26 protein-coding genes are annotated in these 26,981 nt (G+C 47.1%); 17 read left to right on the top strand and 9 right to left on the bottom strand.

The genetic code is table 11. From position 1 onward, the window contains the following. Window positions 1-94 precede the first annotated feature (94 nt). Window positions 95-499 (top strand): SMR family transporter, encoded by a 405-nt coding sequence (locus FKN16_RS08795; protein ID WP_005455212.1) that lies wholly within the window; start codon window positions 95-97, stop codon window positions 497-499. Continuing rightward, window positions 496-825, top strand: coding sequence for an SMR family transporter (locus FKN16_RS08790; RefSeq protein ID WP_005478614.1), 330 nt, complete (start codon window positions 496-498; stop codon window positions 823-825). The genes FKN16_RS08795 and FKN16_RS08790 overlap by 4 nt, the downstream gene beginning before the upstream one ends. 74 nt (window positions 826-899) lie before the next feature. Here FKN16_RS08790 and edd read toward each other — a convergent pair whose 3' ends face one another. After that, window positions 900-2,696, bottom strand: coding sequence for a phosphogluconate dehydratase (gene edd, locus FKN16_RS08785; RefSeq protein WP_170902490.1), 1,797 nt, complete (start codon window positions 2,694-2,696; stop codon window positions 900-902). After that, window positions 2,696-3,220, bottom strand: a complete 525-nt coding sequence (locus FKN16_RS08780) for a gluconokinase (RefSeq protein WP_005478642.1) — start codon at window positions 3,218-3,220, stop codon at window positions 2,696-2,698. The genes edd and FKN16_RS08780 overlap by 1 nt, the downstream gene beginning before the upstream one ends. A 153-nt stretch (window positions 3,221-3,373) precedes the next feature. Here FKN16_RS08780 and FKN16_RS08775 point away from each other — a divergent pair, with 153 nt between their 5' ends. Both FKN16_RS08775 and FKN16_RS08770 read left to right on the top strand, forming a co-directional pair. Then, on the top strand, window positions 3,374-4,750 hold the full coding sequence (locus FKN16_RS08775; RefSeq protein ID WP_005478622.1) for a GntP family permease: 1,377 nt from the start codon (window positions 3,374-3,376) through the stop codon (window positions 4,748-4,750). Between the two features lie 9 nt (window positions 4,751-4,759). Continuing rightward, window positions 4,760-5,371, top strand: coding sequence for a bifunctional 4-hydroxy-2-oxoglutarate aldolase/2-dehydro-3-deoxy-phosphogluconate aldolase (locus tag FKN16_RS08770; RefSeq protein WP_005379148.1), 612 nt, complete (start codon window positions 4,760-4,762; stop codon window positions 5,369-5,371). A 105-nt stretch (window positions 5,372-5,476) separates the two neighbouring features. Here the strand turns inward: FKN16_RS08770 and xapA are convergent, their stop codons facing one another. Further along, complete coding sequence (gene xapA / locus FKN16_RS08765; RefSeq protein ID WP_170902489.1) at window positions 5,477-6,301, bottom strand: xanthosine phosphorylase; 825 nt, start codon at window positions 6,299-6,301, stop codon at window positions 5,477-5,479. A gap of 121 nt (window positions 6,302-6,422) precedes the next feature. Between xapA and FKN16_RS08760 the strand changes: the two genes are divergently transcribed. Next, on the top strand, window positions 6,423-7,328 hold the full coding sequence (locus tag FKN16_RS08760) for a LysR family transcriptional regulator (protein WP_025509523.1): 906 nt from the start codon (window positions 6,423-6,425) through the stop codon (window positions 7,326-7,328). An 80-nt stretch (window positions 7,329-7,408) separates the two neighbouring features. Here FKN16_RS08760 and gorA read toward each other — a convergent pair whose 3' ends face one another. Further along, the gene (gorA, locus tag FKN16_RS08755) at window positions 7,409-8,764 is read right to left on the bottom strand and encodes a glutathione-disulfide reductase (protein ID WP_031818769.1); all 1,356 of its coding nucleotides are present in this window, start codon (window positions 8,762-8,764) and stop codon (window positions 7,409-7,411) included. A gap of 259 nt (window positions 8,765-9,023) precedes the next feature. Next, window positions 9,024-9,863, bottom strand: a complete 840-nt coding sequence (locus tag FKN16_RS08750; RefSeq protein ID WP_054867837.1) for a 23S rRNA (adenine(2030)-N(6))-methyltransferase RlmJ — start codon at window positions 9,861-9,863, stop codon at window positions 9,024-9,026. A 396-nt stretch (window positions 9,864-10,259) separates the two neighbouring features. On the opposite strand from FKN16_RS08750, the gene prlC reads away from it, so the two are divergent. Further along, on the top strand, window positions 10,260-12,302 hold the full coding sequence (gene prlC, locus FKN16_RS08745; protein ID WP_170902488.1) for an oligopeptidase A: 2,043 nt from the start codon (window positions 10,260-10,262) through the stop codon (window positions 12,300-12,302). Window positions 12,303-12,375: 73 nt separating this feature from the next. Here prlC and asnC read toward each other — a convergent pair whose 3' ends face one another. Further along, window positions 12,376-12,840, bottom strand: a complete 465-nt coding sequence (gene asnC / locus FKN16_RS08740; RefSeq protein WP_005394393.1) for a transcriptional regulator AsnC — start codon at window positions 12,838-12,840, stop codon at window positions 12,376-12,378. Window positions 12,841-12,953: 113 nt separating this feature from the next. On the opposite strand from asnC, the gene FKN16_RS08735 reads away from it, so the two are divergent. From FKN16_RS08735 to FKN16_RS08725, 3 genes are all read left to right on the top strand, one after another. Next, complete coding sequence (locus FKN16_RS08735; protein WP_170902487.1) at window positions 12,954-16,079, top strand: EAL domain-containing protein; 3,126 nt, start codon at window positions 12,954-12,956, stop codon at window positions 16,077-16,079. A 90-nt stretch (window positions 16,080-16,169) separates the two neighbouring features. Beyond that, the gene (locus FKN16_RS08730; RefSeq protein WP_170902486.1) at window positions 16,170-16,949 is read left to right on the top strand and encodes a class I SAM-dependent methyltransferase; all 780 of its coding nucleotides are present in this window, start codon (window positions 16,170-16,172) and stop codon (window positions 16,947-16,949) included. Between the two features lie 186 nt (window positions 16,950-17,135). Next, a complete protein-coding gene (locus FKN16_RS08725) occupies window positions 17,136-17,708 on the top strand; it encodes a hypothetical protein (protein ID WP_170902485.1) in 573 nt (190 codons plus the stop codon). Window positions 17,709-17,780: 72 nt separating this feature from the next. On the opposite strand, the gene FKN16_RS08720 is transcribed toward FKN16_RS08725, so the two are convergent. Next, window positions 17,781-18,659, bottom strand: coding sequence for a carboxylate/amino acid/amine transporter (locus FKN16_RS08720; protein WP_006741764.1), 879 nt, complete (start codon window positions 18,657-18,659; stop codon window positions 17,781-17,783). 64 nt (window positions 18,660-18,723) lie between these two features. Next, entirely contained in the window at window positions 18,724-19,149 is a 426-nt protein-coding gene (uspA, locus tag FKN16_RS08715; RefSeq protein ID WP_005379165.1) for a universal stress protein UspA, read from the bottom strand. Between the two features lie 281 nt (window positions 19,150-19,430). Between uspA and ftnA the strand changes: the two genes are divergently transcribed. The 3 genes from ftnA to FKN16_RS08700 all read left to right on the top strand — a co-directional run bounded on the left by ftnA (window position 19,431) and on the right by FKN16_RS08700 (window position 21,747). Beyond that, the gene (gene ftnA / locus FKN16_RS08710; RefSeq protein ID WP_005379167.1) at window positions 19,431-19,958 is read left to right on the top strand and encodes a non-heme ferritin; all 528 of its coding nucleotides are present in this window, start codon (window positions 19,431-19,433) and stop codon (window positions 19,956-19,958) included. 91 nt (window positions 19,959-20,049) lie between these two features. Further along, a complete protein-coding gene (gene uspB / locus FKN16_RS08705; RefSeq protein ID WP_005394407.1) occupies window positions 20,050-20,373 on the top strand; it encodes a universal stress protein UspB in 324 nt (107 codons plus the stop codon). Window positions 20,374-20,553: 180 nt separating this feature from the next. Beyond that, window positions 20,554-21,747, top strand: coding sequence for an NAD(P)/FAD-dependent oxidoreductase (locus FKN16_RS08700; RefSeq protein WP_047009370.1), 1,194 nt, complete (start codon window positions 20,554-20,556; stop codon window positions 21,745-21,747). A 96-nt stretch (window positions 21,748-21,843) separates the two neighbouring features. On the opposite strand, the gene FKN16_RS08695 is transcribed toward FKN16_RS08700, so the two are convergent. Then, the gene (locus tag FKN16_RS08695; protein WP_074191874.1) at window positions 21,844-23,187 is read right to left on the bottom strand and encodes a sigma-54 dependent transcriptional regulator; all 1,344 of its coding nucleotides are present in this window, start codon (window positions 23,185-23,187) and stop codon (window positions 21,844-21,846) included. 435 nt (window positions 23,188-23,622) lie between these two features. Between FKN16_RS08695 and FKN16_RS08690 the strand changes: the two genes are divergently transcribed. The 5 genes from FKN16_RS08690 (at window position 23,623) to FKN16_RS08670 (ending at window position 26,938) form a co-directional block, all read left to right on the top strand. Next, window positions 23,623-24,174 carry a BON domain-containing protein gene (locus FKN16_RS08690; protein WP_047009372.1) on the top strand — a complete coding sequence of 184 codons (552 nt, stop codon included), beginning with the start codon at window positions 23,623-23,625 and terminating at the stop codon, window positions 24,172-24,174. A 45-nt stretch (window positions 24,175-24,219) separates the two neighbouring features. Then, complete coding sequence (locus FKN16_RS08685; RefSeq protein ID WP_012841233.1) at window positions 24,220-24,396, top strand: DUF1328 family protein; 177 nt, start codon at window positions 24,220-24,222, stop codon at window positions 24,394-24,396. Between the two features lie 8 nt (window positions 24,397-24,404). Next, on the top strand, window positions 24,405-24,602 hold the full coding sequence (locus FKN16_RS08680) for a hypothetical protein (RefSeq protein ID WP_048624594.1): 198 nt from the start codon (window positions 24,405-24,407) through the stop codon (window positions 24,600-24,602). Between the two features lie 103 nt (window positions 24,603-24,705). Then, entirely contained in the window at window positions 24,706-25,137 is a 432-nt protein-coding gene (locus FKN16_RS08675; RefSeq protein WP_170902484.1) for a hemerythrin domain-containing protein, read from the top strand. Window positions 25,138-25,279: 142 nt separating this feature from the next. Then, window positions 25,280-26,938, top strand: a complete 1,659-nt coding sequence (locus tag FKN16_RS08670) for a diacylglycerol kinase family protein (protein ID WP_170902483.1) — start codon at window positions 25,280-25,282, stop codon at window positions 26,936-26,938. The last annotated feature ends 43 nt before the right edge of the window (window positions 26,939-26,981 follow it).

Below are 26,981 nucleotides of genomic sequence, written 5' to 3'. Positions count from 1 at the left end.
TTTTATCTTTTTAACTTTTTGAATGTCGATACAGGTACGCGACATTCACCATTCTCCGTTATGCATTTTTTTAATTTCTGATGGAGGATTAATCATGCTAGTTGCACGTCTATTTTTATTGCTCGCCATCGTTGCCGAAGTGGCTGGCACCAGCACTATGTCTCTTATCGGACAAGGGCACGGGTGGTGGGGCTACATCGTAATGTATGTGCTGATCGCAATCTCTTACTACTTTCTCGCGTTTGCCGCGAAGAAAATATCGATCGGTGTGGCATACGCTGTCTGGGAAGGGTTGGGTATCTCGTTGATCACCGTGGTGTCGATCATCGCCTTTGATGCCAACTTAAACCATCAAGAGCTGTTTGGTTTGATGTTAGCCGTTGTCGGCATTGTGTGTGTGACTTTAGGGGAATCACACGATCAACCTAACGCTGAGAAAAACGCCGATAAACCGGCAAAAGAACGTTCATTTTCTGCTAGTACAAGGTGCGAATCATGAGTCAATTTTTTACGATGTCATTTGGATTTGTCGTGATGGCTGCCTTGGTCGATATCATGGCCAATATGGCGCTGACACGCTCAAAAGGTTTTAAATACAAAGGCTGGGGCATTGCGGCGATTGTGTTGGTACTGACAGCATTCACGCTGTTGGCACAAGCGGTTAAAGAGATCGACTTAGCCATTGCTTATGCTTCTTGGGGCGCGATCGGTATCTTGGGTACCGCAGTGGGTGGAGCCTTGCTGTTTAAGCAGAAACTTAAGCCAATCGGCTGGTTTGGTATCTTTGTGGTGATTGCTGCGGTCGTGGTGATGAAAACCGCTTAATCAAGCTAAACAAAAACAACGAAGACAAATACAAAGAGCGGAGTATCAAACTCCGCTCTTTTTGTTTTTCTGGCTTAAACAATGAAGCTTGCGCCTTCTTCTGCGCTAGAGACGTTTTGGCGGATCACGCTAAACAAGCCTCGTCCCCATGTTTGTTGGGTAGATTCGGTGTCGAAATGAATCAACTCGCGACCAGTGGTATCGCTTAAGTTGTTCAGTTCGCCCGTTTGGCAATCAAGGCGAATCAAATCACCGTTGCGCACCAAACCAATCGCGCCACCACGAATGGCTTCTGGAGAAACATGAATCGCAGACGGAATTTTACCTGACGCGCCAGATAAACGACCGTCAGTAACCAGCGCCACTTTAAAGCCCGCTTTTTGCACGTTACCTAAAATGGGCATCAGCTTGTGCAGTTCAGGCATGCCGTTTGCCGCTGGGCCGTTGTGTGTGACCACAACGATGCAATCTTTGTTCAGCTCACCACGTTTGTACGCGGCTTCCACTTCGTGTTGGCATTGGAATACGATCGCTGGTGCCACAATCACGCGTTGCTCTTCTTTCACCGCAGACACTTTCACCACGGCTTTACCCAAGTTGCCAGTCAGTACGCGAGTGCCGCCGGTGTTTTGGAAAGTGGCGTCCGGTTTGGCGATCACGTCACCGTCTTGGCTGCCTTGGCACGGTGTCCAAGTCAGTTGTCCATCGACAAGACTCGGTCGCGTCATTTGGTCTTCAAATTCACCAAACACGGGTTTCACATCGCGATGCAAAAGCTCGGATTGGTTCAAGCGGTGCAATAACGCTGGCACGCCCCCCGCGTCTTGGAACGCGTTCATATCGGCTGGGCCGTTCGGGTAAACGCGAGCTAACAAAGGAACCACATCCGACAGATCGCTGATGTCTTGCCACGTGAGCAAGATGCCAGCAGCACGCGCCACGGCGATCATATGAATGGTGTGATTGGTACTGCCGCCAGATGCGAGTAGAGCGATGATGCCGTTGACCAAGCTCTTTTCTGTGACCACTTCTGCCAGCGGACGAAAGTGTGCAGAACCCGCCGTCATAGAGGCGATTTTCAGAGCTGCGTGATCGGTTAACGCTTTACGCAGTTGGGTATGGGGATGGATGAATGCCGAACCTGGCAGCATCAAGCCCATGGCTTCGAACACCAACTGGTTGGTGTTGGCTGTGCCGTAAAACGTACACGTCCCCGCAGAGTGGTAAGCGCGACACTCCATATCCAGCAGAGCGTCTTTGCCGACTTCACCCGCTGCGTATTTTTGGCGCACGTCGACTTTCTCTTCATTGCTGATGCCTGTTGCCATCAGACCCGCTGGTACAAACGCAGTCGGTAGATGCGCGTAAGACAGCGCGCCCATCAGTTGCCCCGGGGCGATTTTGTCACAGATACCAAGCAGTAATGTGGCATCAAAGACATTGTGACTCAAAGACAACGCTGTTGATTGCGCAATTAAGTCACGCGAAAACAGCGACATATCCATGCCTGCTTGACCTTGAGTCACCCCATCGCACATCGCTGGCACACAACCTGCGACTTGCGCTGTATGGCCGTAGTCCGCCAGTACTTGTTTGATTTGCGCTGGGTAGTCTTGGTACGGTTGGTGGGCGCTCAACATGTCGTTGTAGGCGCTGATCAGCGCGACATTGGCATGAGTAAAATCGAGAATATTTTTCTTTTCAGAAGAGCAAGAAGCGGCGACTGCATGGGCTAAGTTACCACAAGATAAACCAACACGGCCTTTGCCAGCTTCGGCTTGCACTTCGGTGCGAGCAAGAAACGCAGCGCGCGCTTCACGGCTGCGCTCGGTCAAACGTTGTGTGACCTCAAGAACAACAGAGTGAGTCATTACGCCACCTCGATCGCTTGCATTTTGATTAGCTCAGCGGCAGAGCGTTCCACCACGTCGCTGATGTCTCCGTCGATACTGATGATCAGAGTTTGAGGCTCGTTGTCTGGGCGCTCTAGCGTCTCGAATTGGCTCTTCACCATGTTTTCTTTCATGAAGTGGCCTTTGCGCATACGCATGCGATTAAGGATCAACTCCATATCGCCATCAAGGAACAGGAAGGTCACGTTGTCGTTGCCTTCGCGGATCTGATCGCGGTAAATCTTTTTCAGTGCTGAACAAACAATAATGCCGTGTTCGTTTTTGCTTTCTAGGCTGTACGCCGCATCACGAATGCGTTCTAGCCATGGCTTGCGATCATCATCGTTCAGAGGTTGGCCCGATGCCATTTTCTGAATGTTCGCTCGTGGATGAAGATCATCACCATCAATGAATTTACGCCCTAGCTTTTTCGCTAGATGCTCACCAATTGTGCTTTTTCCACTAGCACAAACGCCCATAACGATGACACTACTACCAGCCATAACTTATCCTCATAACCAAATTTGCGCGTGATCTCAATTTTTGAATTCACTTTAAAATATGGGTTTATCTTATTTATGTTATCGGTAACATGTTACCGGTAACTGAAATAAATGTGAACCATAACACAAACAATAATTCTTAAAGGTGAACCTATGGAGCAATTAACCCAAGCCCCAGATCCTACGTTCCTACTGACGATTGCAGGCCTTGCCATTGCAGCGTTACTCGTTCTGATCATTAAACTGAAAGTCCATGCTTTTGCTTCCCTTACTATGGTGAGTTTAGGCACAGCAATCGCCACTGGCGTTCCTTCTGAGAAAGTCGTATCGACCATGATGGGCGGCTTCGGCGGCACACTGGCTTCCGTAGCATTGCTGGTTGGTCTTGGTGCGATGATCGGTAAAATTCTTGAAGTGACTGGCGGTGCGAAAGTGCTGGCAGACACTTTGATTGGTCGCTTTGGTAAAGAGCGTGCACCATTTGCTTTGGGCGTCGCTTCATTACTGTTTGGCTTCCCAATCTTCTTCGATGCTGGCCTTGTAGTGATGATGCCAATCATCCTAAGTGTGGCGGCTCGTTTTGGTGGCTCACCAATTAAATACGCGTTGCCTGCAGCCGGTGCTTTTGCGGTTATGCACGCGTTTGTTCCACCACACCCTGGTCCGGTTGCAGCGGCAGAATTCCTTGGCGCAAACATCGGTCTGCTATTGGTGGTGGGTATTTTGGTTGCTATTCCCACTTGGTACCTTGGCGCTTACCTATTTGGCTTGTACGCGGGCAAAAAATTCGATATCCCACTATCTAAAGCCTTCTTTAATGGCGAAGCGATGGTGGATGAGCGCAACGCACCAAAATTTGGCACGGTTATGACCATCCTTGTGCTGCCAGTCCTGCTAATCTGTTTGGATACGGTATTGAACACACTGGCGGTTGCAGGTTTGATTGATGGCAAAACGGCACTGGTTGAGTTCCTACGTATGCTAGGTAAAACCCCAGTCGCGTTGCTGATTACTTTGATTGTCTGTCTGGCTGTGTTTGCCAAAGACTACGGCATGGCAAAACTAGAAAAATTATGTGGTGAGTCATTGGCTCCAATCTGTGGTGTTATCCTAGTAACGGGCGCAGGTGGCATGTTTGGCGGCGTATTGCGCTCAAGCGGTATTGGTGATGCACTGGCTGACGTTCTTACAGACACAGGTATGCCTGTGATTGTGGCGGCGTTTGTGATTTCAACCTGTCTGCGTGTTGCTCAAGGCTCGGCAACCGTAGCGCTAACCACGACGGCGGCTCTTATCGCGCCAGTTGTGGCAGCATCAACAGGTTTGAGTGAACTAGACCTTTGCTTTATCGTAATCGCGATTGCGGGTGGTGCAACGGTACTGTCTCACTTCAATGACTCTGGTTTCTGGTTGGTCTCTCGTCTGCTTGAGATGGATGAGAAAACCACATTAAAAACTTGGACGGTAATGGAAACGTTACTTGGTGGTATCGCGTTTATTATCGTCGCAACATTAAGCTTTATTCTTTAGAGGTTCCCCATGACAACACTTGAACAACGATTAAGAGAAATCAAAATCGTCCCAGTTATCGCAATCAACGACGTAGCACACGCTCTGCCACTGGCAAAAGTGTTGGTAGAAAACGGTTTACCATGTGCTGAAGTAACATTCCGCACAGAAGCGGCGGCGGAGTCGATTCGCATCATGCGTGAAGCGTACCCAGAGCTGTTGATTGGCGCGGGCACCGTTCTGACCACAGAACAAGTGGATATCGCGATCGAAGCGGGCGTGGACTTTATCGTTAGCCCAGGTTTCAACCCAACCACAGTGAAATACTGTCAGCAACGTGGCGTGACTATCGTACCAGGTGTAAACAACCCAAGCTTGGTTGAGCAAGCGATGGAAATGGGTCTGCGTACGTTGAAGTTCTTCCCTGCTGAGCCATCAGGCGGCGTAAGCATGCTGAAAGCACTCACGGCGGTTTACCCAGTGGAATTCATGCCAACAGGTGGCGTAAGCCCATCCAACGTGGAAGATTACCTAGCGCTGAAATCGGTTGTAGCTTGTGGCGGTACTTGGATGGTGCCAACCGCAATGATGGACAACGGCGATTGGGAAGGTATTGCTGAATTGGTTCGCGCAGTTAAGTAAAACGCACAAACGGCTCCGAAATACCCCCGAACGTTAGAAAACGTGATACGAAAAAGGGTCATCAAGTTACTTGATGACCCTTTTGCTTTTTGGAATGAAGCGGCTTTAGAAGTGATGCTTCATAAAGCGCTTAATAAAGCGAATGAAATCTGCTTCGGCTAGCTTCGCGCACTTCAATGTTTGGGCGTGAGACAATTCTACATCTCCCAAGCCTTCTGCCATGTTGGTGATCGCACACACTGCCAATACGGGTAAGCCGCAATGCGCTGCAGAAATCACTTCTGGCACGACCGACATGCCCACTACATCACCACCGATGATTTGCATCATGCGGATTTCGGCTGCGGTCTCAAAGTTGGGGCCTGTGTAAGAGACAAACACACCTTCATTCAGGTGAATGCCATTGGCTTTGCCGACTTCAAACGCTTCTGCGCGCAGGTCTTTGTCGTACGCATTGACGAGGCTGAAGAACCTCGGGCCGTACTCTTCATCATTCGGACCGATCATTGGCGATTCAGGCATGGTGTTGATGTGGTCATGAAATACCACCAGAGAGCCGACATCAATACGCTCAGGGCGAAGTGAGCCTGCCGCGTTGGTGACGAGCAGAAACTCACAGCCCAGCTTTTTAAAGGTGCGCACGGGCGTGGTCATGACCTTCATTGAGCCGTGTTCGTAGTAGTGACCGCGACCTTTCATGCACACTACGTCTACGCCGCCCATGGTACCAAGCACCAACTCACCAGAGTGGCCTTGCACGGTGCTAACCGGAAAGCCTTCGAGCTCTTCGTATGGAATGACCACTTTGTCTTGTAGTTCGTCTGCCAATACGCCTAAGCCAGAGCCTAAAATAAACGCCGCTTTAGGTTGGAAGTTTGGTTTGCGTTCGCGAATGGTTTGTAGTGCGCCGATTACTGGATCGTGATTCATGTTAGTCACCTTCTGGTTGTGTGTTGATTCCATTGTGTGACTTTCTGCGCTAGTTATCTTTGCTTTATTCGCTACTATCATCCTTAAAAAGAGGATGATGAAATTCGCTAGGACTCAATGCATGAAGTCAGAACCATTTGAGCGCGTGACGCTGAAGATGCTGCGTTACTTTTACGAGGTCGCACAAACCAAGCATTTCACTAAGGCGGCCGAGAACCTCAATATCACCAATTCGCCGTTGAGCAATCGCATCAAAGAGTTGGAAGAAGTGCTTAACGTCAAACTGTTTGAGCGTGATTCAAGAAACGTCATGCTGACGGAGGCCGGGCGATTGTTGGAGTCCAAATGCCAACTGATTTTTCAGACCTTAGATGTCTCGCTCAATCAAGTGCAGCAAGTGGGTTTGAACCAGAGAAACATCTTGCGAGTTGGTGTGGTAAGTAGCGCATTTTGGGGCGGATTTGATCGTCTGTTACAGCGCTTCCATGCTGAGCATGACAGTTATCATGCCGACATTTTTGACCTCAACCCAGAGACGCAAAAGAAGCATCTGAGTGAGAAGAAAATTGACGTGGGTATTGTACGTTTTGCCGATGCACTCAACATTTATCCGTATCAGTCGGTGTCTTTGGGCAAAGATGTGTTTGTGGTGGCGGTGTCGGAGCAACATGAGTTAGCCAGCAAATCTTTGCTGCGGCTCCAAGATTTAAAGACGTGTGAGTTTGCGTTTATGAGTTTGGCGAATTCTGCCTCGGCAAACTTCATCATCAATGCCTGTCTGCAAGAAGGCTTTTCACCCCATATTGGCAAACAAGTGGTGGAGCCAAGCACCTTGATGGCGTATGTAGCAAACAGCAACACCGTGACGTTGGTGCCGTCGACGTTTTCTCAGCATCATTGGCATGGGATTCGTTTTATCAAGCTGAAAGAGTCACTGCGTGCAGACTTGTGTCTGATTCATGACGGTAAGCAGGAGAGTGCTATCAAAGCCGAGTTTATTCGCACGTTATTGGAGAATGCGAGTTAAGCATGGGCAAACAAAAAAGGTCACCCTAAGGTGACCTTTTCGAATGATTCGCTGAAATCAGCAATGCGATTAGCGCGCAATTAACGCATCGTTACGAATTCTTCTGAGCCCGTTGGGTGGATAGCCACAACAGAGTCGAAGTCTGCTTTGGTTGCGCCCATCTTCATTGCTACGCCGAAGCCTTGGATCATTTCATCTACCGTGAAACCGATGCCGTGCAGACCAACAACCGTTTCTTCTTCGCCCGCACATACAAGCTTCATCTTACATGGTTGACGGTGCTTAGTAACGGCGGTGTACATCGCAGTAAAGCCAGATGTGTAGACTTTGATGTTGTCTTTGCCGTACTTCTCTTCCGCTTCTTGCGTTGTAAGACCGATAGTGCCGATTGGTGGGTGGCTAAATACCACAGTTGGAACCAAATCGTAGTCCATCTTCGCGTTTGGTTTATTGTTGAACAAACGCTCAGAAAGTTGACGACCCGCTTTCACTGCTACTGGTGTTAGCTCGATACCGCCTTCCATGATGTCACCCACACAGTAGATGCCTTTCACGTTGGTTTCTTGGTATTCGTCTACCTTGATGTAGCCTTTTTCGTTCGTTGCCACGCCGGTTGACGCTAGGTTGATTGCGTCTGTCGCTGGGTGACGGCCGATTGCCCAGATTAGTTGGTCAACGTTTTGGCTCTCACCGTTTTCTAGGTGCAGAGTTAGGCTGCCATCGGCTTCTTTTACCACTTCTTTTGGTACAGAATGGGTGTGCAGTGTTGGGCCTTCTGCGTCCATCACTTCAACCAACGTATCGATGATCATTGGATCGAAGCTACGTAGTGGTGACTCTTTACGTACGAACAGGTGCGTTTCTGTACCTAGCGCGTGCAGTACGCCAGCAATTTCAACTGCGATGTAGCCAGCGCCCACAACCGCAACGCGTTTTGGTTGTTCTGCTAGGTCGAAGAAGCCGTTTGAATCGATGCCGTATTCAGCGCCTGGAATGTTTGGAATAGTAGGACGACCACCAACCGCGATCAGGATGTGATCTGCTGTGTAATGTTCACCGTTTACTTCGACAGTTTTTTCGTCAACAAACTTAGCAAAGCCTTTAATCACGTTTACTTTGTTGTTGCCAAGAACGCGATCGTAAGATTGGTGAATACGACCAATGTATGCCTGACGGCTCTCAACCAGTTTGCTCCAGTCGAAACCTTTCACGTCGACATCAAAACCGTAATCTTCTGCGTACAGGTTCATTGCTTCTGCGATTTGCGCGCCATGCCACATCACTTTTTTCGGTACACAACCTACGTTGACACAGGTGCCACCAAGGTCTTGAGCTTCGATTAGCGCAACTTTCGCGCCGTACATCGCCGCACGGTTTGCAGATGCGATGCCGCCACTGCCGCCACCGATACAGATATAGTCAAAATGAGTCGCCATTACTTTCTCCAAGAGCTTATAAATTTTATCTGGTACATAGATAGATTGGGATGACCTTGCCTGAACTCAATGCCACCGTTATCCCACTATCATAAATCGAATGTAACGAATTCCTAAATGGGAAAAAGCGACATTACTTATGACAAATAGCGATGAGAGGCACAAAAAGAAGAATAAGCGCGATGAGAGGGCAAAGTTGAGAGTATAAAAAAGCGCAACGAAAATGTCGTTGCGCTAGAAGGTTTCGGTGCAGATGAGCTTACTCTGGCACAATCCAGTCCACTTTCCAGTGGCCGGTGGCTGGTGCGATCGCGTCTTGCAGGAATGGCAGAATCTCTTTCATCTGGCTTTCCAGTTTCCACGGCGGGTTAATCACAATCATGCCGGATGCCGTCATGCCGCGCTCGTTGGTATCGGGTGCGACACCTAACTCGATTTGCAGAATTTTACGAATGCCCAGTGCTTCCAGGCCTTCGATCATATCTTCGATGTCGTGACGGTTTACCACTGGGTACCAAATCGCGTAGATACCGGTTGCCCAACGCTTATGGCTCTGATGAATCGCTCGCACTACATCGCGGTACTCTTTCGCGAGCTCGTATGGTGGGTCAATCAGCACCAAACCACGACGCTCTTGTGGTGGTAAGCTTGCTTTTAGACGCTGGAACCCGTCCTCTTTGAAGATGCTCACTTGGCGATCGCGATGGAATTCTTGCTCCAACAGCGGGTGATCGGCTGGGTGCAGCTCCGTCAGCACCATGCGATCTTGTGGGCGGATTTGCGCACGTGCCACACGTGGTGAACCTGGGTAGTAACGCAGTTTTTCGCCGTTGTTGAGTACTTTGATGGCATCGATGTAGCTTTTGATGTCTTCAGGAATATTTGGGTTATCCCAAATACGCGCGATGCCTTGTTTGTATTCGCCCGTTTTTTCAGACCATTCGTGAGTCAGATCGTAACGGCCCACACCCGAGTGGGTATCGTGATAAACGAACGCTTTATCTTTTTGTTTCAGCGCATCAAGAATGAGGCTTTGAACGATGTGTTTGACCACGTCGGCATGGTTGCCAGCGTGGAAGCTGTGGCGGTAACTTAACAAATTAAACTCTCGAAACACTCTTTGGTTGAGTGTGGTCTGTGATTTTCACTCTATGGCGGTATTATACTCAAGTAACTTAAAGATGTAGAACTTCCAATCAAATCCGTTCCTCTAACTAGGGGCTCACTATTGAAATTTCTTTAAGTCACCCACACTTACTATTGGTAATCGAATTGAACTAGGTGAGTTTCTCGTGCTCAAAGAGTGTGAAATCTCATTTAGGTATAACAAGACTCAAGGACAGAGTAGCGCTCGTTGACTATATGGTCATCGCAGCATAGAGAAAGGGAACGGAGCTCCCCCAATCCATGTTGCTGGCTCGTCTGTACATTGAGTTGGCCTATCTACACAAAATAGACAGGCAATCACAGAGTCAAAACACAAAAGGAATTATTCATGTCTAATCCTCTTCTGACGTTTACGGACTTACCTCCGTTTTCTCAAATTAAACCAGAACACATCAAGCCTGCCGTTGAACAAGCGATTGCTGAATGCCGAGCGAAAATCGATGAAGTTCTAAAAGATAATGCTCACCCAACTTGGGACAGTGTGATTGCGCCAATTGAAGAAGCGGATGACCGCTTAAGCCGTATTTGGTCGCCAGTGGGTCACATGAACTCCGTGGTGAACAGCGAAGATCTGCGTGAAGCGTACGAAAGTTGTTTGCCAATTTTGTCAGAGTACGGCACTTGGGTTGGTCAGCACAAAGGCCTGTACGAAGCGTACAAAGCGATTAAAGCCAGTGATGCATTCGCAACGCTGACTCGCGCTCAACAAAAAACCATCACCGATGCGTTACGAGACTTTGAGCTATCGGGTATTGGTTTACCATCCGATGAGCAGCACCGTTACGGCGAAATCAGCAAGCGCATGTCTGAGCTCAGCTCTAAATTCTCTAACAATGTACTGGATGCCACCATGGGTTGGACCAAGTACATCACGGATGAGAAAGACCTTGCTGGCATGCCAGAATCGGCGCTGGCAGCAGCGAAAGCCGCGGCAGAAGCAAAAGAGCTAGATGGTTACCTCATTACGCTGGATATCCCATCTTACCTACCTGTCATGACGTACTGCGACAACCAAGAGTTGCGTAAAGAAGTGTACGAAGCGTATGTGACGCGCGCTTCTGATCGCGGTCCAAATGCTGGTAAGTGGGACAACTCAGAAATCATTACTGAGCAACTGAGACTGCGTCACGAAATTTCACGCATGTTGGGTTTCAATACTTACAGCGAGAAATCGTTAGCAACGAAAATGGCCGAAACGCCAGATCAAGTGTTGGGCTTCTTGAATGACCTAGCGACACGTGCGAAACCGCAAGGTGAACGTGAAGTGGAAGAGTTGCGTCAGTTTGCGAAAAGTGAGTTTGGCGTTGAAGAATTGCATGTGTGGGATATCGCTTACTACAGCGAGAAACAAAAGCAGCACTTGTTCCAAATTTCGGATGAAGAACTGCGCCCGTACTTTCCAGAGTCAAAGGTTGTCAGTGGTCTGTTTGAAGTGCTAAACCGCGTGTTTGGCATGACAGTTACTGAGCGCGAAGGCGTGGACACTTGGCACGAATCTGTGCGTTTCTTCGATATCTTTGACGCTGAAGGCGCACTGCGTGGCAGTTTCTACTTAGATCTCTACGCACGTGAGCACAAACGTGGTGGCGCGTGGATGGATGACTGTCGTGGTCGTCGTATTACGCTCTCTGGCGAACTGCAAACGCCGGTGGCGTACCTAACGTGTAACTTCAACCGTCCAGTGGGCGACAAGCCAGCACTGTTTACGCACGATGAAGTTGTGACACTTTTCCATGAATTTGGTCACGGTATCCACCACATGCTGACGCAAGTAGAAACTGGCGCGGTATCAGGGATTAATGGCGTACCTTGGGATGCGGTTGAGCTACCAAGTCAGTTCCTAGAAAACTGGTGTTGGGAAGAAGACGCACTGGCGTTCATTTCTGGTCATTATGAGACAGGCGAGCCGTTGCCAAAAGCGATGCTAGATAAGATGCTCGCGGCGAAGAACTTCCAGTCGGCGATGGGTATTTTGCGTCAGCTAGAATTCGGTTTGTTCGACTTTACTCTGCACACCGAATACGACCCAGAAGTGGGTGCACGCGTTTTAGAAACGCTGGCGAAAGTGAAAGAGAAAGTTGCGGTGGTTCCAGCCGTTGAGTGGGCGCGCTTCTCGCACAGCTTCGGTCACATCTTCGCTGGTGGTTACAGCGCGGGTTACTACAGCTATCTATGGGCTGAAGTGCTGTCGTCAGACGCGTATTCTCGCTTTGAAGAAGAAGGTATCTTCAACAAAGAAACGGGTCAAAGCTTCCTGAATAACATCCTAGAAATGGGTGGTAGCGAAGAACCAATGGAGCTGTTTAAGCGCTTCCGTGGTCGTGAACCACAAATTGATGCGCTATTGCGCCATTCTGGTATTGCAGCGTAAGCGCACGCTGTCTTTCCAAAAATACTAAGGCCAACCATTCGGTTGGCCTTTTTTGTCCATTTTTATAAAAAATTCACGGATTCACACTGCGGTTAATTGGGTTCTGCAGCGATATCAATGTCTCCGTAGACTGAACCTCATCAATGGCTTGCAGCTTATCAATCAGCACAAATTGCAGTTCTTCAATCGATTTGCACATCAATTTGACGAATATGTTATACGCGCCCGTGGTGTAGTAAGCTTCAACGACTTCGTCGAGCGCGTTGAGTTTTTCTAGCGCGGAATGGTAATCACGAGCTGCGTTTAGGTTAATTCCAATGAAGCAGCACACATCGTAGCCGAGCTTTTTGGTGTTTACGATCACCTCCGTTCCTTCGATGATATCAGCCGATTTCATCTTCTCAATACGCACATGGATAGTGGCAGGGCTGACATCGAACTGCTTGGCCATTTCTGCGTAGGGCGTTCTGGCGTCAGCCATCAGTGTTTTTAATATTGCGCGGTCAAGGTCGTCGAGTTTCGGCAGGCTCGCATTCATACTATTATTTCCGTTAGGGATAGAGTTTTACCTCCCTTTTATACTCATAGCGGATAGGATTCACAAGGTTTGGCAGGAGTAACTGCGGGTTAACTCCGAGCTATGGAGATAATGTGCAGCGTTTTCTGGTTATTGTCGCGCTATGTTGGAGCGCGTTTGCCGCGGCCTCAGATCCGAAAGTTTTGGTCGTGCACTCCTATCATCAAGGTTTTTTCTGGACGGATTCCATACAGCGAGGTATCGAGCAGCAATTGGGTGATCGATCGCTGGATATGCGCGTGCTCTATTTAGACTCGAAACGTAACCAGAGTGAGCAGTTTTTCGCTCAGCTTGAATCCTTATATCGTACGAAATTAAGCACAGAACGATTCGATGCCATTTTAGTGAGCGACAACAACGCGCTTGAACTGATGCAGCGTTTGGCGCCAATCATCAAAGACACCCCGGTTATATTTAATGGCATCAATAATTATCATCCTTCTTTGCACCAATCTCTGAACGCAACAGGAGTAACAGAAGATGTCGATTTGGAGGCAAATTTAGCCCTCATAGAGCGCCTACACCCTGATTACACCCAAATTCTTATTGTCAGTGACCATTCCGTAACGGGAGAGGTATTACGCTATCAAATCGACGATTTTGTACATGAACATCCGCAATATCGCGACAAAATCGTGCAAGTTATTCCCGATAGTATCATTGACTTAAAGCAACAAGTAGCGAAGCTGAATAAAGATAAAGTCGTCCTGTTTTGGACCTATTACCGAGATAAACAAGGTGTGGTTGGCAGTGAACGTGACTGGATTGGCGTCAACAGAGCCTCAAATGCGCCGCTGTTTATGGTGCACGACATTGGCTTAGGGCACGGTGCGGTTGGTGGCGTGATCCAAAGTGGTTATCGGCATGGCATAGAGAGCGCTGAGATACTTGAGTTTGTGTTGGATAACCCTGACCAAGCTCTGCCAGCCGTGAAGAAAAGTGATTCTGAAATCAAGCTCGATTATCAAGCTGTAGTGCGCTGGGGGCTGGGTGCTGAGCAAGAGGTCTCTGCGGTATTTTTTAATAAACCGATGAAGTTTTCTGAGCGTTTTGCCAAAGAAATTCGCTTGTTTGGTAGCCTGTTTGTGGTGATGTCGGTGGTCATTTTGTTGATGGGTTACTATTTACAGCGGATGCGTCGCAGCGAGAGTGCCGCGCGAGAAAGCCAAGCCATCTTAGAGTCGATTTTTGATCAGAGCATGCAGTATATGGGCATTTTGGATGCCAACGGTGTACTTAAATCGGGCAACGATCACCTGCAATCTTTGCTGTATCACCAAGGGCTGCGTTTAGACCGACCACTTTGGTTTCATCCCAATTGGAGTGAGAAAGCACAATCGTTGCTTGAGGCGTATTTCCACGCGCCTCACCATCAAGTGTCGACGTTTGAGGCTGAAATTTGGAGTAAAGAGCACGGTACATTGGTGTTGGAAATTTCACTCAAGCCTTTTTCTCAGCAAGTAGGAAATCAAAAGCAATACTTGTTTGAAGCGCGCGATATCACTAGTCGTAAGTTGATGGAAGATAAGCTCTATCAACGCGAATCAACCCTGCGTAACTATTATGAGCAACAGCCCGTCATGATGGTGACGCTCGACAGCAACAATCGCATTCAAGAAGTGAATCGATTTGCTCAGCTACTCCTCGGCTACAAACCGATGGACATGCTCGGACACCGCCTAAGGGAGTTTTATTTTGATGACAAGGTACTGTTTCCTCGCCAAGTGCTATTGCAACCCAATCAACAGGTGCATGGGGTCTGGCGACGGGAAGTCGAGTACCGCCATGCAAATGGTCATCGTGTTTGGGTACGTGAGAACATTCGTCCACTGAGTGAATCTGATCAGCTGTTGATTGTGGGTGAAGATATTACAGAAACCAAACAGCTTTCCGAGAAATTGGAATATCAAGCGCGCTATGACTTACTGACAGGGACTTATAACCGAAACCACTTTGAACTAGAGCTCAAGACCGCACTGCGTGAGGTGGACAGCCATCGTCGCGTCCACGCCATGCTATACCTCGACTTAGATCAGCTAAAAGTCCTCAATGATACGGTTGGGCATGATGCGGGTGACGCGGCGATTCAATTTTGCGCCAGCATGTTAGAGGAAGTGCTGCCATACAATTCCATCTTGGCTCGAATGGGAGGCGATGAGTTTGCGGTACTATTCAAAGATTGCGACGAATACGGCGCCATTAATATCGCTAAACTGATCATCTCGACGTTGAGTGAGCATCTCTTTATTTGGGAAGATACACGCTTGTTCATCAGTTGTTCTATTGGTATTCGTATCATCGATCATACGGCAGAGACGCCGCAAATGGTGCACGCTCAAGCAGACTCGGCGTGTCATGCCGCCAAGGAGCAAGGCCGTAACCGCTACAATCTGTTCAGCTTAGATAACGAAGAGCTACAACGTCGCCAGATGGAAATGCAGAGCGTCAATTTGGTGCATGAGGCATTGTCGAATCAGCGTTTAGAGCTATTTGCTCAACCGATCAAAAGCTTACAAAAGCACGATGCTCAGATGTATTTTGAGATTTTAGTGCGCATTCGCAATGGATATGGTGATTATGTTTCTCCTGCATTATTTATTCCTGCCTCCGAGCGCTACAACATTGCGCATTGGATTGATAAACAGGTCATTACTCAAACGCTAGAATGGTTTGAGCAACGCCCGGAGGTGGTTGAAAAACTCGGCCGTTGTTCGATAAACCTTTCAGGTCAATCTATGGGGAATCAAGAATTTATCGATTTCTTATTGGAACGATTGGAACGTTCGTCCATGCCGTGTGAAAAAATCTGTCTAGAAATCACCGAGACAGCAGCGATGAGTAATCTTGAGCAAGCCATTGAGCTCTTCACCAAGCTCAAAGCGTTGGGTTGCATGATTGCATTGGATGATTTCGGCTCGGGCTTGTCTTCATTTGGTTACTTAAAGAAACTTCCCGTTGATATCGTGAAAATTGATGGCCTTTTCGTGCGAGATATCAACGTAAATGAAATGGACCGTGTAATGGTTCGCTCGATCAATGATCTGGCAAAACAGCTAGGCAAAGTGACGGTGGCGGAGTTTGTCGAAAACGAACAAGTCATGCAGCATTTGATCGATCTTGGTGTGGATTATGGCCAAGGCTACGGTATTGGGCATCCTCAACCGCTTTCTGAGTTAGTTGAGCGACTGAAGGCTGAGTAGTTTTGTCATATCAAGCTCAACCTAGCATTGAGAGGTAACTTAGGTATACACTCAGCGCCAGTTACCGCGATTTTTTATTGGAGCCTACTTTTGCAACTGCAATTGATCTGTGAAGACCCGTCTCAACAACCTCATCTGGATGAACTGGCTGCGCGCTGGCAGCTTTCTCACACTGACGAGAGCGATTTTGCTTTGGTGTTGACCACCGAGCGTTTAGAGCTGCGTAAAGTGGATGAGCCAAAGTTGGGCGCTATTTTTGTCGATTTAATTGGTGGCGCAGTGGGACATCGCCGAAAATTTGGTGGTGGTAAGGGCCAAGCCATCGCAAAAGCCGCAGGTTTGAACAAAGGGGCAACGCCAACCGTTCTAGACGGCACGGCGGGGCTGGGACGTGACGCATTCGTTTTGGCTTCGCTCGGCTGTAAGGTACAGATGGTGGAGCGACACCCGGTAGTCGCAGCGTTGCTGGATGACGGGTTAGCGCGTGCGAAACAAGACCCTGAAATTGGAACTTGGGTATCAGAGCGTATGTCGCTGATCCATGCCTCCAGTCATGATGCATTGGAACAGCTGGCACAAGATGAAGACTTTGTTCAGCCAGATGTGGTGTATCTCGACCCTATGTATCCGCACCCAGAAAACAAGAAGAAATCGGCGCTCGTAAAAAAAGAGATGCGCGTTTTCCAATCGTTGGTTGGCGCCGATTTGGACGCCGATGGTTTGCTAGATCCTGCCATGGCGTTAGCCACAAAACGCGTGGTGGTGAAGCGCCCAGACTATGCAAACTGGCTGAACGAGCAAACGCCGACTATGGCGATTGAAACCAAAAAAAATCGCTTTGATGTCTACGTTAAAGCCTCAATGGCATAACTTCCTGACCGCTCAACTTTTCTTGTCACAGTACGGTGTATCGTGCTGTGATCAAGCCTCTCTTTCTGAATCGTTACTGATAGTTTTCTCTTGCTAATTCTCCTCCCTGACTGTATATCTAACTAAGAATTATTATTATTTCACTTGTTGTGATGCGGTCGATAATTGGGAAGCTGGAGTAGTAGAATGGCTAAACGCTTATGTAAAATGAGTCGTAAACAGATCGCGGCGGAGCTTGGCGACATCCATCGTTTAGTTTTCGCACCAAAGTTTGTTTGTCGCTCTTGCGCACGTTCTTCAGCGGCCAAAGATACCCTGTGTAAGCCAGCCGCTATTCCGCCGCAAAAATGCCAAGACAAGCCATTGAACGAGCAACAATCATGTGGCTTATTGGCTGAAGCGCTGCCAGTACAACCGATTCCTATGACAACAAAACAAAGCAACGAAAAAGCAGCGATTGTGAAGCGTGTTGTTGAACGCGTGAAAGAGAAAAAGCAAGCCGAAAAATCCCTGGAGCCAGTAAGAACCGACGCACCAGTATGGTTTGATTTAGCGGATAAAAAATCGCTTAAGAAAGCGAAAAAAGCACTGAAAAAGCATTATAAGCAGCAGAAGAAGTTGTTAAAAGTAGCGAAAAAACAACAAAAGTTACTTAAGCGTCAGCGCAAGCTTGAAGCGCGCAATGCCAAGCTAGAGGTGTTGCTATCAACGCCACCTAATGCGTTGATGAGCACAAGCTCGCAAGTCAAAGTGCATTAATCTAATCCAAAAAAACGCTCTCCAGTTGGAGAGCGTTTTTTATTGTCGGTATGTGTGTTGGGAGCGGTCGCTTTACTTCTTGGCGTAGCTCATTTCGACGCGCTTTTTCACCCAGGTTTCGTTAATCCATAGCGATAGCATGATGATCGCACCGCCAATGGCGAGTCGCATGACATCAACATCGCGGTTCCAAATCACAATGTTCACAATCAAACCTGCTGGCACTAACGCGTTGTTCATTACTGCAAGTGCTCCTGCGTTTACCATGGTTGCGCCTTTGTTCCACGCGAAGTAACCAAAACCGGAAGCAATTAAACCAAGGTACGTCAGAATGCCCCATTGCGTTGCGGTGGTGGGTAGTTTGTCGAGGTTGCCCATCAGAGCGAAAGCCACGGTTGCTACACAAAGCGCACCTAAGTAGAAGTAACCAAACACGGTGTGTTGTGGCAAATCAACCGGCTCACTTTCCATGATGTATTTGTAGCCTACCTGACCAATGGCAAAACAGAGGTTTGCTCCTTGTACGACCAAAAAACCCAGCAGGAAGTCTTCATTAATGCCTGCAAACTTAATCCAGGCTGCGCCAAATACAGCAATCGCCGCGGTAACCAAATACCAAGGTGAAAAGCGACCTTTCAAGAAGTCATAGATCAGCGTGACGTAAATGGGTGTGAATACGGTGAACAGCAATACTTCTGGCACGGAAAGGAGCAAAAAAGATTGGTAGTAGAAGCAGTACATCAGACCAAGCTGAAAGCCACCGACCGTCATCAGTTTCGCGATTAAGGATTTGCTAACGCCGCGGAATTTTAAAAAGGGAATGAAAACCAGACTCGCCAGTGCCACGCGCATGAACACCGAGAACCAAGAATCAACCTGACCAGCGAGGTAAACGCCGATCAGGCTAAATGAGAATGCCCAAAGTAGGGTAACTGCGGATAGATAAGCCATGGATGAGAATCTTTATCAACAACAAATGTGCCCGCAGTCTAACCAAGTTTTAACGTCGCGCCAATCAGTCTTTTAGCGGTACGACCAGCATATCGACTGGAGAGCAGTTAATCAGTTGTCGAGTCGAAGACAGAATCTTGCTCCAGAAATCTTGGTGATGACCACAAACCACCAAATCGATACTGTAGTCTTGAATGGTATCGCACAGCTCATTACTCAAATCGCCACTACCGACCAACGTATGGGCTATTGGGTATTGCGCATATTCTGCGAAATTCGCCAATTGTGTGCGCGACGCTTCCATTGCTTGATGTTGCGCTTCTGCCATATTGATGTCGATAAGCCCGGTGTAGAGCTCTGCGTAGTTCACGTCGATGTGAATAAAAGAGACTTTCGCATCCAGAGGTTTAGCCAGTGATACGGCTTTTTTAATCAACACTTTACTGTCGTCTGACAGGTCGACTGCCACAAGTATGTGTTTGTAACTCATATTGCTATCTCCTTGTAAGGTCATAGTTTTAGATTAGCACTAACCCCCAAAAAAATTTGCTGAAGTGATCTCATATCAGTGTCGTAGGTACAAAGTCTTGTCTCAGTAATCATGTTATAGTGGCGTTATACCCAAGTGACTTTGAGATGCGGAGTTCAGCGCTCCGTTACTGACTATAGTTCAAGTAAAACCTTGCCTCTGATGTAGAGCAAGTCAATCTCGCGGCGTCGTTTATCTCGAGGTTACTTGGGTATATTGCATGCACATTAATAGGAGTTAACATGCTGTCTCAAACTATGGTCGAACAATTGAATGAGCAAATTAACCTAGAATTTTTCTCATCCAATCTATACTTACAAATGAGTGCTTGGTGTGAAGACAAAGGTTTTGAAGGTGCGGCTGAATTTTTACGCGCTCACGCCGTAGAAGAAATGGAGCACATGCAACGCCTATTCACCTACGTAAGTGAAACTGGCTCAATGCCAATTTTGGGCGCTATTGATGCACCAAAGCATGATTTTGCTAGCTTAGGTGATGTTTTCCGCGAGACCTTCGAACATGAGCAAATGATCACGGAAAAAATCAATAAATTGGCACATGTTGCATTTACTAGCCAAGACTACTCAACGTTTAACTTCCTACAGTGGTACGTGTCTGAACAGCACGAAGAAGAGAAGTTGTTTAAAGGGATTTTAGATAAGATCGAATTAGTAGGTGAAGATGGTAAAGCATTGTTCTTCATCGACAAAGATCTAGCACAAATGGCGAAAGAAGGTTCATCTTCAATCATGGATGCTCCAGCTGCGTAAACGCGTTTTTTGACGCTATAAGTAGCGGGTAAAGACGAAGCATTGATCGTCTTTTTCTCTTGAGCATTGTTGAAGATGTAGGGAGGAAAAGATGATCAGTGGAGACACAATCTTATTTGCGCTAATGGTGGTAACTGGAGTCAACATGATCCGGTATCTCACCGCTCTTCGTTCTCTAATTTACATCATGCGTGAAGCGCATCCGTTGTTATATCAGCAAGTTGATGGCAATGGCTTTTTTACCACCCATGGAAATGTCACCAAACAGGTGCGTTTGTTCCACTACATCAAAAGTAAAGAATATCACCATCACCACGATGAGATTTTTACTGGTAAGTGCGAAAGGGTGCGTGAGCTATTTGTTTTATCGACCGCTTTGCTCGGTGTTACCCTACTCGCGGCCTTCATTCTTTAAAGAATCAATAATCTAGCGAGTTAATCTCCTAGGATTGTACGGGTATGCATAGCGCTTACCGTTTAAGCGCTTTTCCCCTTCGAGATTTGTCGGTAGAATGTCGCGCCTAGAAAGCAAGGATGTGCAATGTGCACATCCTTTTTTATTTCGATTCGATCCCAATCAGTCTAAGAGCTACCGATGAGTAAGAAATTTGATGTTGTTGTAATTGGCGCAGGTGCAGCGGGTTTGATGTGTGCTGCAGAAGCCGGCAAGCGAGGCCGCCGTGTTTTGGTGCTCGATCATGCTAAAAAGCCAGGACGTAAAATCCTTATCTCAGGCGGTGGCCGTTGTAACTTCACTAATTACGACGTCTCAGCCAGCAACTACCTATGCCAAAACCCGCATTTCGTTAAGTCGGCGCTTTCTCAATACACCAACTGGGATTTTATCTCGATGGTGTGTAAGCATGGTATTGAATTTGAAGAGCGCGATCACGGTCAGCTGTTTTGTGTCGATGCGTTTACGGCGAAAGACATCGTGAAGATGCTGTTGGCTGAGTGTGACATGCCGAATATCGAGCAGCGTTACCAATGCGATGTTCACTCAATTGAGAAAATCGATGAAGGTTTTCGTTTGCACGCGGGTACCGAGCCAGTTGAGTGTGAGTCTTTAGTTATCGCAACAGGTGGCTTGTCGATGCCAAAACTGGGGGCGACACCATTTGGTTATAAAGTCGCGGAACAATTTGGTCTTCGAGTTATCCCAACTACGGCAGGGCTGGTGCCATTTACGTTGCATAAAGAAGACAAAGAAGACTTTGCTGAGTTATCTGGTATCGCGGTACCTGCGGAAATTACAGCTGAAGATGGCACCATGTTCAAAGAAGCCCTGTTGTTCACACATCGTGGTTTATCTGGCCCAGCCGTTTTACAGATTTCATCATTCTGGCGAGCGGGGCAAAAGGTGTCGATTAATCTGGTGCCAAATGATGATGTTGCCGAGTTATTAGAACGCAGCCGTGAAAAGCATCCGAATCAGTCGCTCAAAAATACGCTCGCTAAAGTGCTACCAAAGCGCTTGGTTGAAGTCTTGATTGAACGTAAAGAGCTGGTCGATAAACCGTTAAAGCAGTTCAATCAAAAGGAGCTTGCGGCGATTGTGGCGCGTTTAGAACATTGGGATATCGCCCCTAATGGCACTGAAGGCTACCGAACCGCGGAAGTGACACTCGGCGGTGTGGATACCGATCACTTATCTTCGAAAACCATGGAATGCAAAGATATCAAAGGGCTGTACTTCATTGGCGAAGTGATGGATGTGACTGGTTGGTTAGGGGGCTACAATTTTCAGTGGTGCTGGTCGAGCGGCTTTGTCGCGGGTCAGTGGGTGTAATCAAACGCTACACATCCGCATAAAAGATAAGATAAAAAAGAGCACTGAATTGTATTCCGTGCCCTTTTTATATTCTCATTGTATTCCCACAGCGAGTTACTCGTCTTGATACTTTTCGAGTTTGTTGTAGAGCGTTTTAACGCTAATGCCTAATTCCTGCGCTGATTCCGTTTTATTGCCTTGATTCTCTTCAAGGGTATTGAGAATGGCGGCTTTTTCTAGCTCTTCTAGTGATACGCCCGCTGGAACGAGGTCTTCGATGCTGGTGCCTGTTTCCAATGGTGGCGTATCGAATATCAAGTGTTCATCTCGGATAGTGTCATCAGCCAAAATAAACGCGCGCTCGATCGTGTGTTTGAGCTCACGGACATTACCTGGCCAATCGTGCACGGCGATTTTTTGGATGGCAGAATCAAGAATGGTTTTGGTTTTAGCCTCATTTGCGTTGCGGTGCGCGATAAAGTGCTTAGCCAGACCGACGATGTCACCGCCTCGCTCTCGCAGTGGCGGTATCGTTAATGGGAAGTGCGATAAACGGAAAAACAGATCTTCACGCAGGAACTGCTCTTCAATGGCGACTTTAGGATCACGGTTGGTGGCGGCAATGATGCGAGTGTTGGCGATATGCACCGTATTACTACCTACTGGGCGATACTCTCCGGTTTCCAACACACGCAATAGCTTCACTTGATGCTCGATAGGCATCTCGGTGATTTCATCTAAAAACAGCGTGCCGCCTTCTGCCTGTTTAAATACACCTTGGTGAGTTTTATTCGCTCCGGTAAAGGCGCCTTTTTCATGGCCAAACAGTTCACTATCGACCAACTCTGGGCTAATCGCACCACAGTTAATCGCGATAAAGGGTTGTTGCTTGCGATCGCTAGCTAAATGAATGGTCTGTGCGACTAACTCTTTACCCGAGCCGCTTTCACCGACAATGAGGACGTTGGCTTCTGTTTTTGCGACGCGTCGGATCATGCGATAGAGCTGATGCATTGGCGATGAGGACCCCACCAAAAGGCCAAATTGGTCGAGATCGCTAGTGGACACTTTACGTCCTTGATCTTGTTTTTGCTGATAGTACTGGCTGACTTCGCTTAGGGTGTCCGTCAAAATGGCAATATCGACGGGTTTTCTGTAGTGAAAAATTGCACCTAAGTTCATTAGCTTATCCAAATTTTCGTTTGGAGCACCAGAGCTAATGATGATCAAGTCCATATCGTAGATGTCTTCGATATTAGAAAGGCGCTGGTAATCTGCGCTAGTAAAGTGGGCGACTTCAACAATCGCAACTTCCGGTTTGAGTTGGAGGAAATCTTCAATCCAACTATCTGCGGCATCGGTATTATGCAGACGAAATTTGTTCAGTTCCTGGCAAGAGGCAATAGCATCTTTAAGTGTCGGGTCTTGTATTCGTAGAAACAGGCTTGGCAACGACATAGAAATGTCCTCTTTACTATGACAGAAACAATGTACGTGGATTATTCTAAGTGCACAAGACAAAATATTGTCAGCAAAGATTTAAGGGTCTGTAGGCTATTTTAATTTTGTTTAACCTATCTTGGTATATATCAGTAATAATTCTGATAAATATTGCTTCTTTATTCGGGTGTCTCACGTTTTAAATAATAATTCTGCGATTAAGTGAAGTCGAAGAAATAATATCTCTTCTTTTATTGGCGTATTATGTGATTGATTGCGAAATTATTAACGATTAAAAATTACATTTCTTCTGTGTAAATAATTCATGCTTATGTTTACTTGTTAGTCTTATTTTCACCTCTTGTTTTTATTATTCCTTTAAAAACAATTGGTTAAAAACTTGGCACATGGTTTGCTCCTATGGAAATACAACGTCAATAAAGGAGAATTACCATGAATAACATCGCAGCTAAAATTGTACTTACGTCAGTTCTTGCTACTTCATCTACAGCAGTCTTAGCGAGTGATAAATGGGAAAAAGAATCCATGGACGCTTGGCTAGATGGTAAAGCCGAAACTACGCTGCTGCTAAACAGTAACCTTAACTCTTTTGATATCAACACCGATGTTGAAAATCAGGTAGTTACCCTTTCTGGTTCGGTAAACAATGACCTTGAAAAATCGCTTGCCGAAGAGCTTGTAACAGGTCTTGATGGTGTGAAAGAAGTAAATAACGAATTGTCAGTGGTGAATGAAGGTAAGAAAGAAACCGATTCAGAGGCATTAGCCACACTGACCGACTCTAAAATCACGACTATAGTTAAAACGCGCCTACTGATGGATACCAATGTAAGTGGTACGGACATTGATGTAACGACGGAACGTAAAACGGTAACGTTGGCAGGTAAGGTTAATTCAGATGCGGAGCATGATCTTGCACTTTCAATTGCAAATAATACCAATGATGTAAATAAGGTGATTGATAAGCTAGAAGTGGTTCAATAATAACGAGCCGAGTGATTTAACCCACTTTTATTAGGAGGTAACACTATGGTTCGTTGGATGTTTATTTTTCTGGCTTTGGCACTGGTTTCTGCACTACTAGGTTTTACTGGTATTGCAGGGGCAGCGGCCTCTATCGCGCAAGTGATATTTTACCTATTCCTATTGTCATTAATTGTATCAATAGTGATTGTTCTGCTAGGAAGAAAAAACGTAAATAGATAGGAGATTTCATGCGACTTACGTCATTAATTTACCGTATCGCCGCAGTATTTGGTTTGGTGTTCGCACTGGCTGCTTGTAGTGAAGAAGGGCCAATGGAACAGGCAGGCAAGAAGATAGATGAAGCCGCCGAAGAAACTCAAAACGCGATTGAAGATGAGTGTGAAAATATTAAAGAGAACTTGAACGCAGAAGACCAAGATTGTTAGTCGAGTCAGGTCAGCTTTTTGTTCACAGCAATGTAAGAGAAGGGCGGTCAATCACCGCCCTTCCTTTTATCCCAATTGTTTACAATCAGATGAGGAGTCAAAGATGAAAAACATATTTGATGTACTAAAAGAGAGTCATGAAAAGCAACGCCTTTTACTCGATGCTCTGATGGAAACGTCTGGAGATTCCCCTGTACGCGAAGAGTTTTACCTCAATCTGAAGGATGAACTCGAACAGCACGCCGCCGCAGAAGAGCGCTTTTTCTACGCGCCTTTAATCGAGAGCGATAAAACCATCGATCTTACTCGTCATGGCATCGCAGAGCACCACGAGATTGATAAAGTGATTGCGCAGCTTGATGCAACCGACATGAGCTCGCCAGCATGGCTCAACCTCATGAAAACTTTGCGTCACAAAGTATTGCACCACCTCGAAGAAGAAGAGCAGCGTTTTTTCCAATTGGCCGGTAAGGTGATGACCGATCAGCAGAAAATGAAACTAGCGGATAGCTACGTCGAAGAAATGGCTAGTTAGGTGGAGTATTGGTCCTTTTCGTGCCATTTCGGCACGGGAAGGGGCCCAATCAAAGCGTTTACCAAGCTAATTAGCCTAAACTAAAACCAGCTTATTCTCACTTTCACTAAAAAAGCGCACTCGCTGAAGGCAAGGAGAGCGAATGTTTATCATCAAATATTATATTCTTGGCGCTCTGATCAGTTTATTGGCCGCTATTTATATTCCCCAAATCATGGTTAGCCTGTTGTTCTTATGGGTATCTCTTTCTTTAGCATTAGTCAGCGTAGCCTACGTTTTCGACATTCCCTCCATTTTTAGAAAAAACCAAGACGGCAAGATTGTCAGGTGGATCCGCTGGGCATTCATCCCCTTTTTACTGGGCGCTAGAGCATATAATGCCTGGGAAAGACGGCGCGATACTGTGCCTCCGATCCAAAAAGTCAGCGATAATTTATACCTCTCCCGTCGGCTATTTCAGAGTGACTTAGATTTTCTCGAATCCAATGACATCTCTTGTATTGTCGATGTCACCGCAGAATTTGCTGGGCTTGAAAGTGCGATGACCGACAAGCAGTTTCATTACCTTTCGATTCCGGTACTCGACCACAAAGCCCCAACGCTAGAGCGCCTTCGCCATGCGATTAACTGGATTGATACGCAAATCTCGTGCTCGCGAGCTGTGGTTGTGCATTGTGCGTTAGGGCGCGGTCGTTCGGTGTTTGTTGTTGCGGCGTATCTACTGAGCAAAGACCCGTCGCTGACGGTTGAATCTGTGATGAAAAAAATCAATGACGTGCGCAGTACCGCGAGATTGAATAAATTGCAGATCAAAACGTTACGAGCGATAAGTGAAAAAGGCGTACTGGATCTGGATCAATCCACTTGGATGGTGGTTAACCCTGTTGCAGGTGGCGGCAAATGGGAGGAAAACAAACAGCACTTGATTCGTGAACTAACCAAAAAATATCGCTTGAGTATTCATCAAACCACCACAAATCTCAGCGCCGAGCAGCTAACACAACAGGCAAAAGAAAGTGGGGCTAAGCAAATTATCGTAGCGGGTGGCGATGGCACAGTGACGGAAGTGGCGAGCCAGCTGGTAGGTACCGACATAAAACTCGGCATTGTTCCGCTCGGAACCGCCAATGCGTTGTGTCATGTGCTCTATGGAGTTGGCGCAAAATTCTCACCAGTCGAAAAAGCGTGTGAAGCATTGCTAGCAGGTCACTGCCAACGTATTGATACGGCGGAGTGTAATCAGAGGCTTATATTGTTAGTCCTAGGTATTGGCCTAGAGCAGAAAATGATCGAGCATGCGCAGCGAGAAGAGAAAAACACCTTTGGACAATTGGCCTACTTAACGGGCTTTTTTAACGCGGTGGTGGCGGAAGATACGCAGACGTTGACTGTTGCGATGGATGCGCCATTTGAAGATGGAAACCGCGAAAATGGATCACAAACGCTAGAAGTTCATAGCTTTGTTGTTGCGAACATCGCTCCTTTTAGTACGTTGCTCGCGCAAGGTGGTGGTGCTCCGCAGCCTGACGATGGCAAGCTGCATATCACGTATTTAGATAACACCGAATCTTTAGGTGGACGCCTCATCGCATTGTCTGATCTGACATTAACCAGCGTAGGTGCGCAGGAGGAATCGACTCATTTTCAATACGCGACGGCTCAGAATGTCACTATTTCTGCGAACAAACCGATTGAGTATGTGATTGATGGTGAGCTTTATTCTGATGAGCAATTAGCGATTAAGCTTCGTCCAAAATCGTTGAATGTATTTGTCCCAAGCGGGAGAAGTAAATCGGCTTAGCTTTAAAACAGATAAGCAGTGGATAATGCGCCATTTGCCTAGT

This window comes from Vibrio sp. 11-4(1), assembly GCF_013048625.1.
Classification (GTDB): Bacteria; Pseudomonadota; Gammaproteobacteria; order Enterobacterales; family Vibrionaceae; genus Vibrio; species Vibrio diabolicus.
The sequence above is the reverse complement of the archived record's forward strand: the minus strand, read 5'-3'. Positions and strand labels throughout refer to the sequence as shown.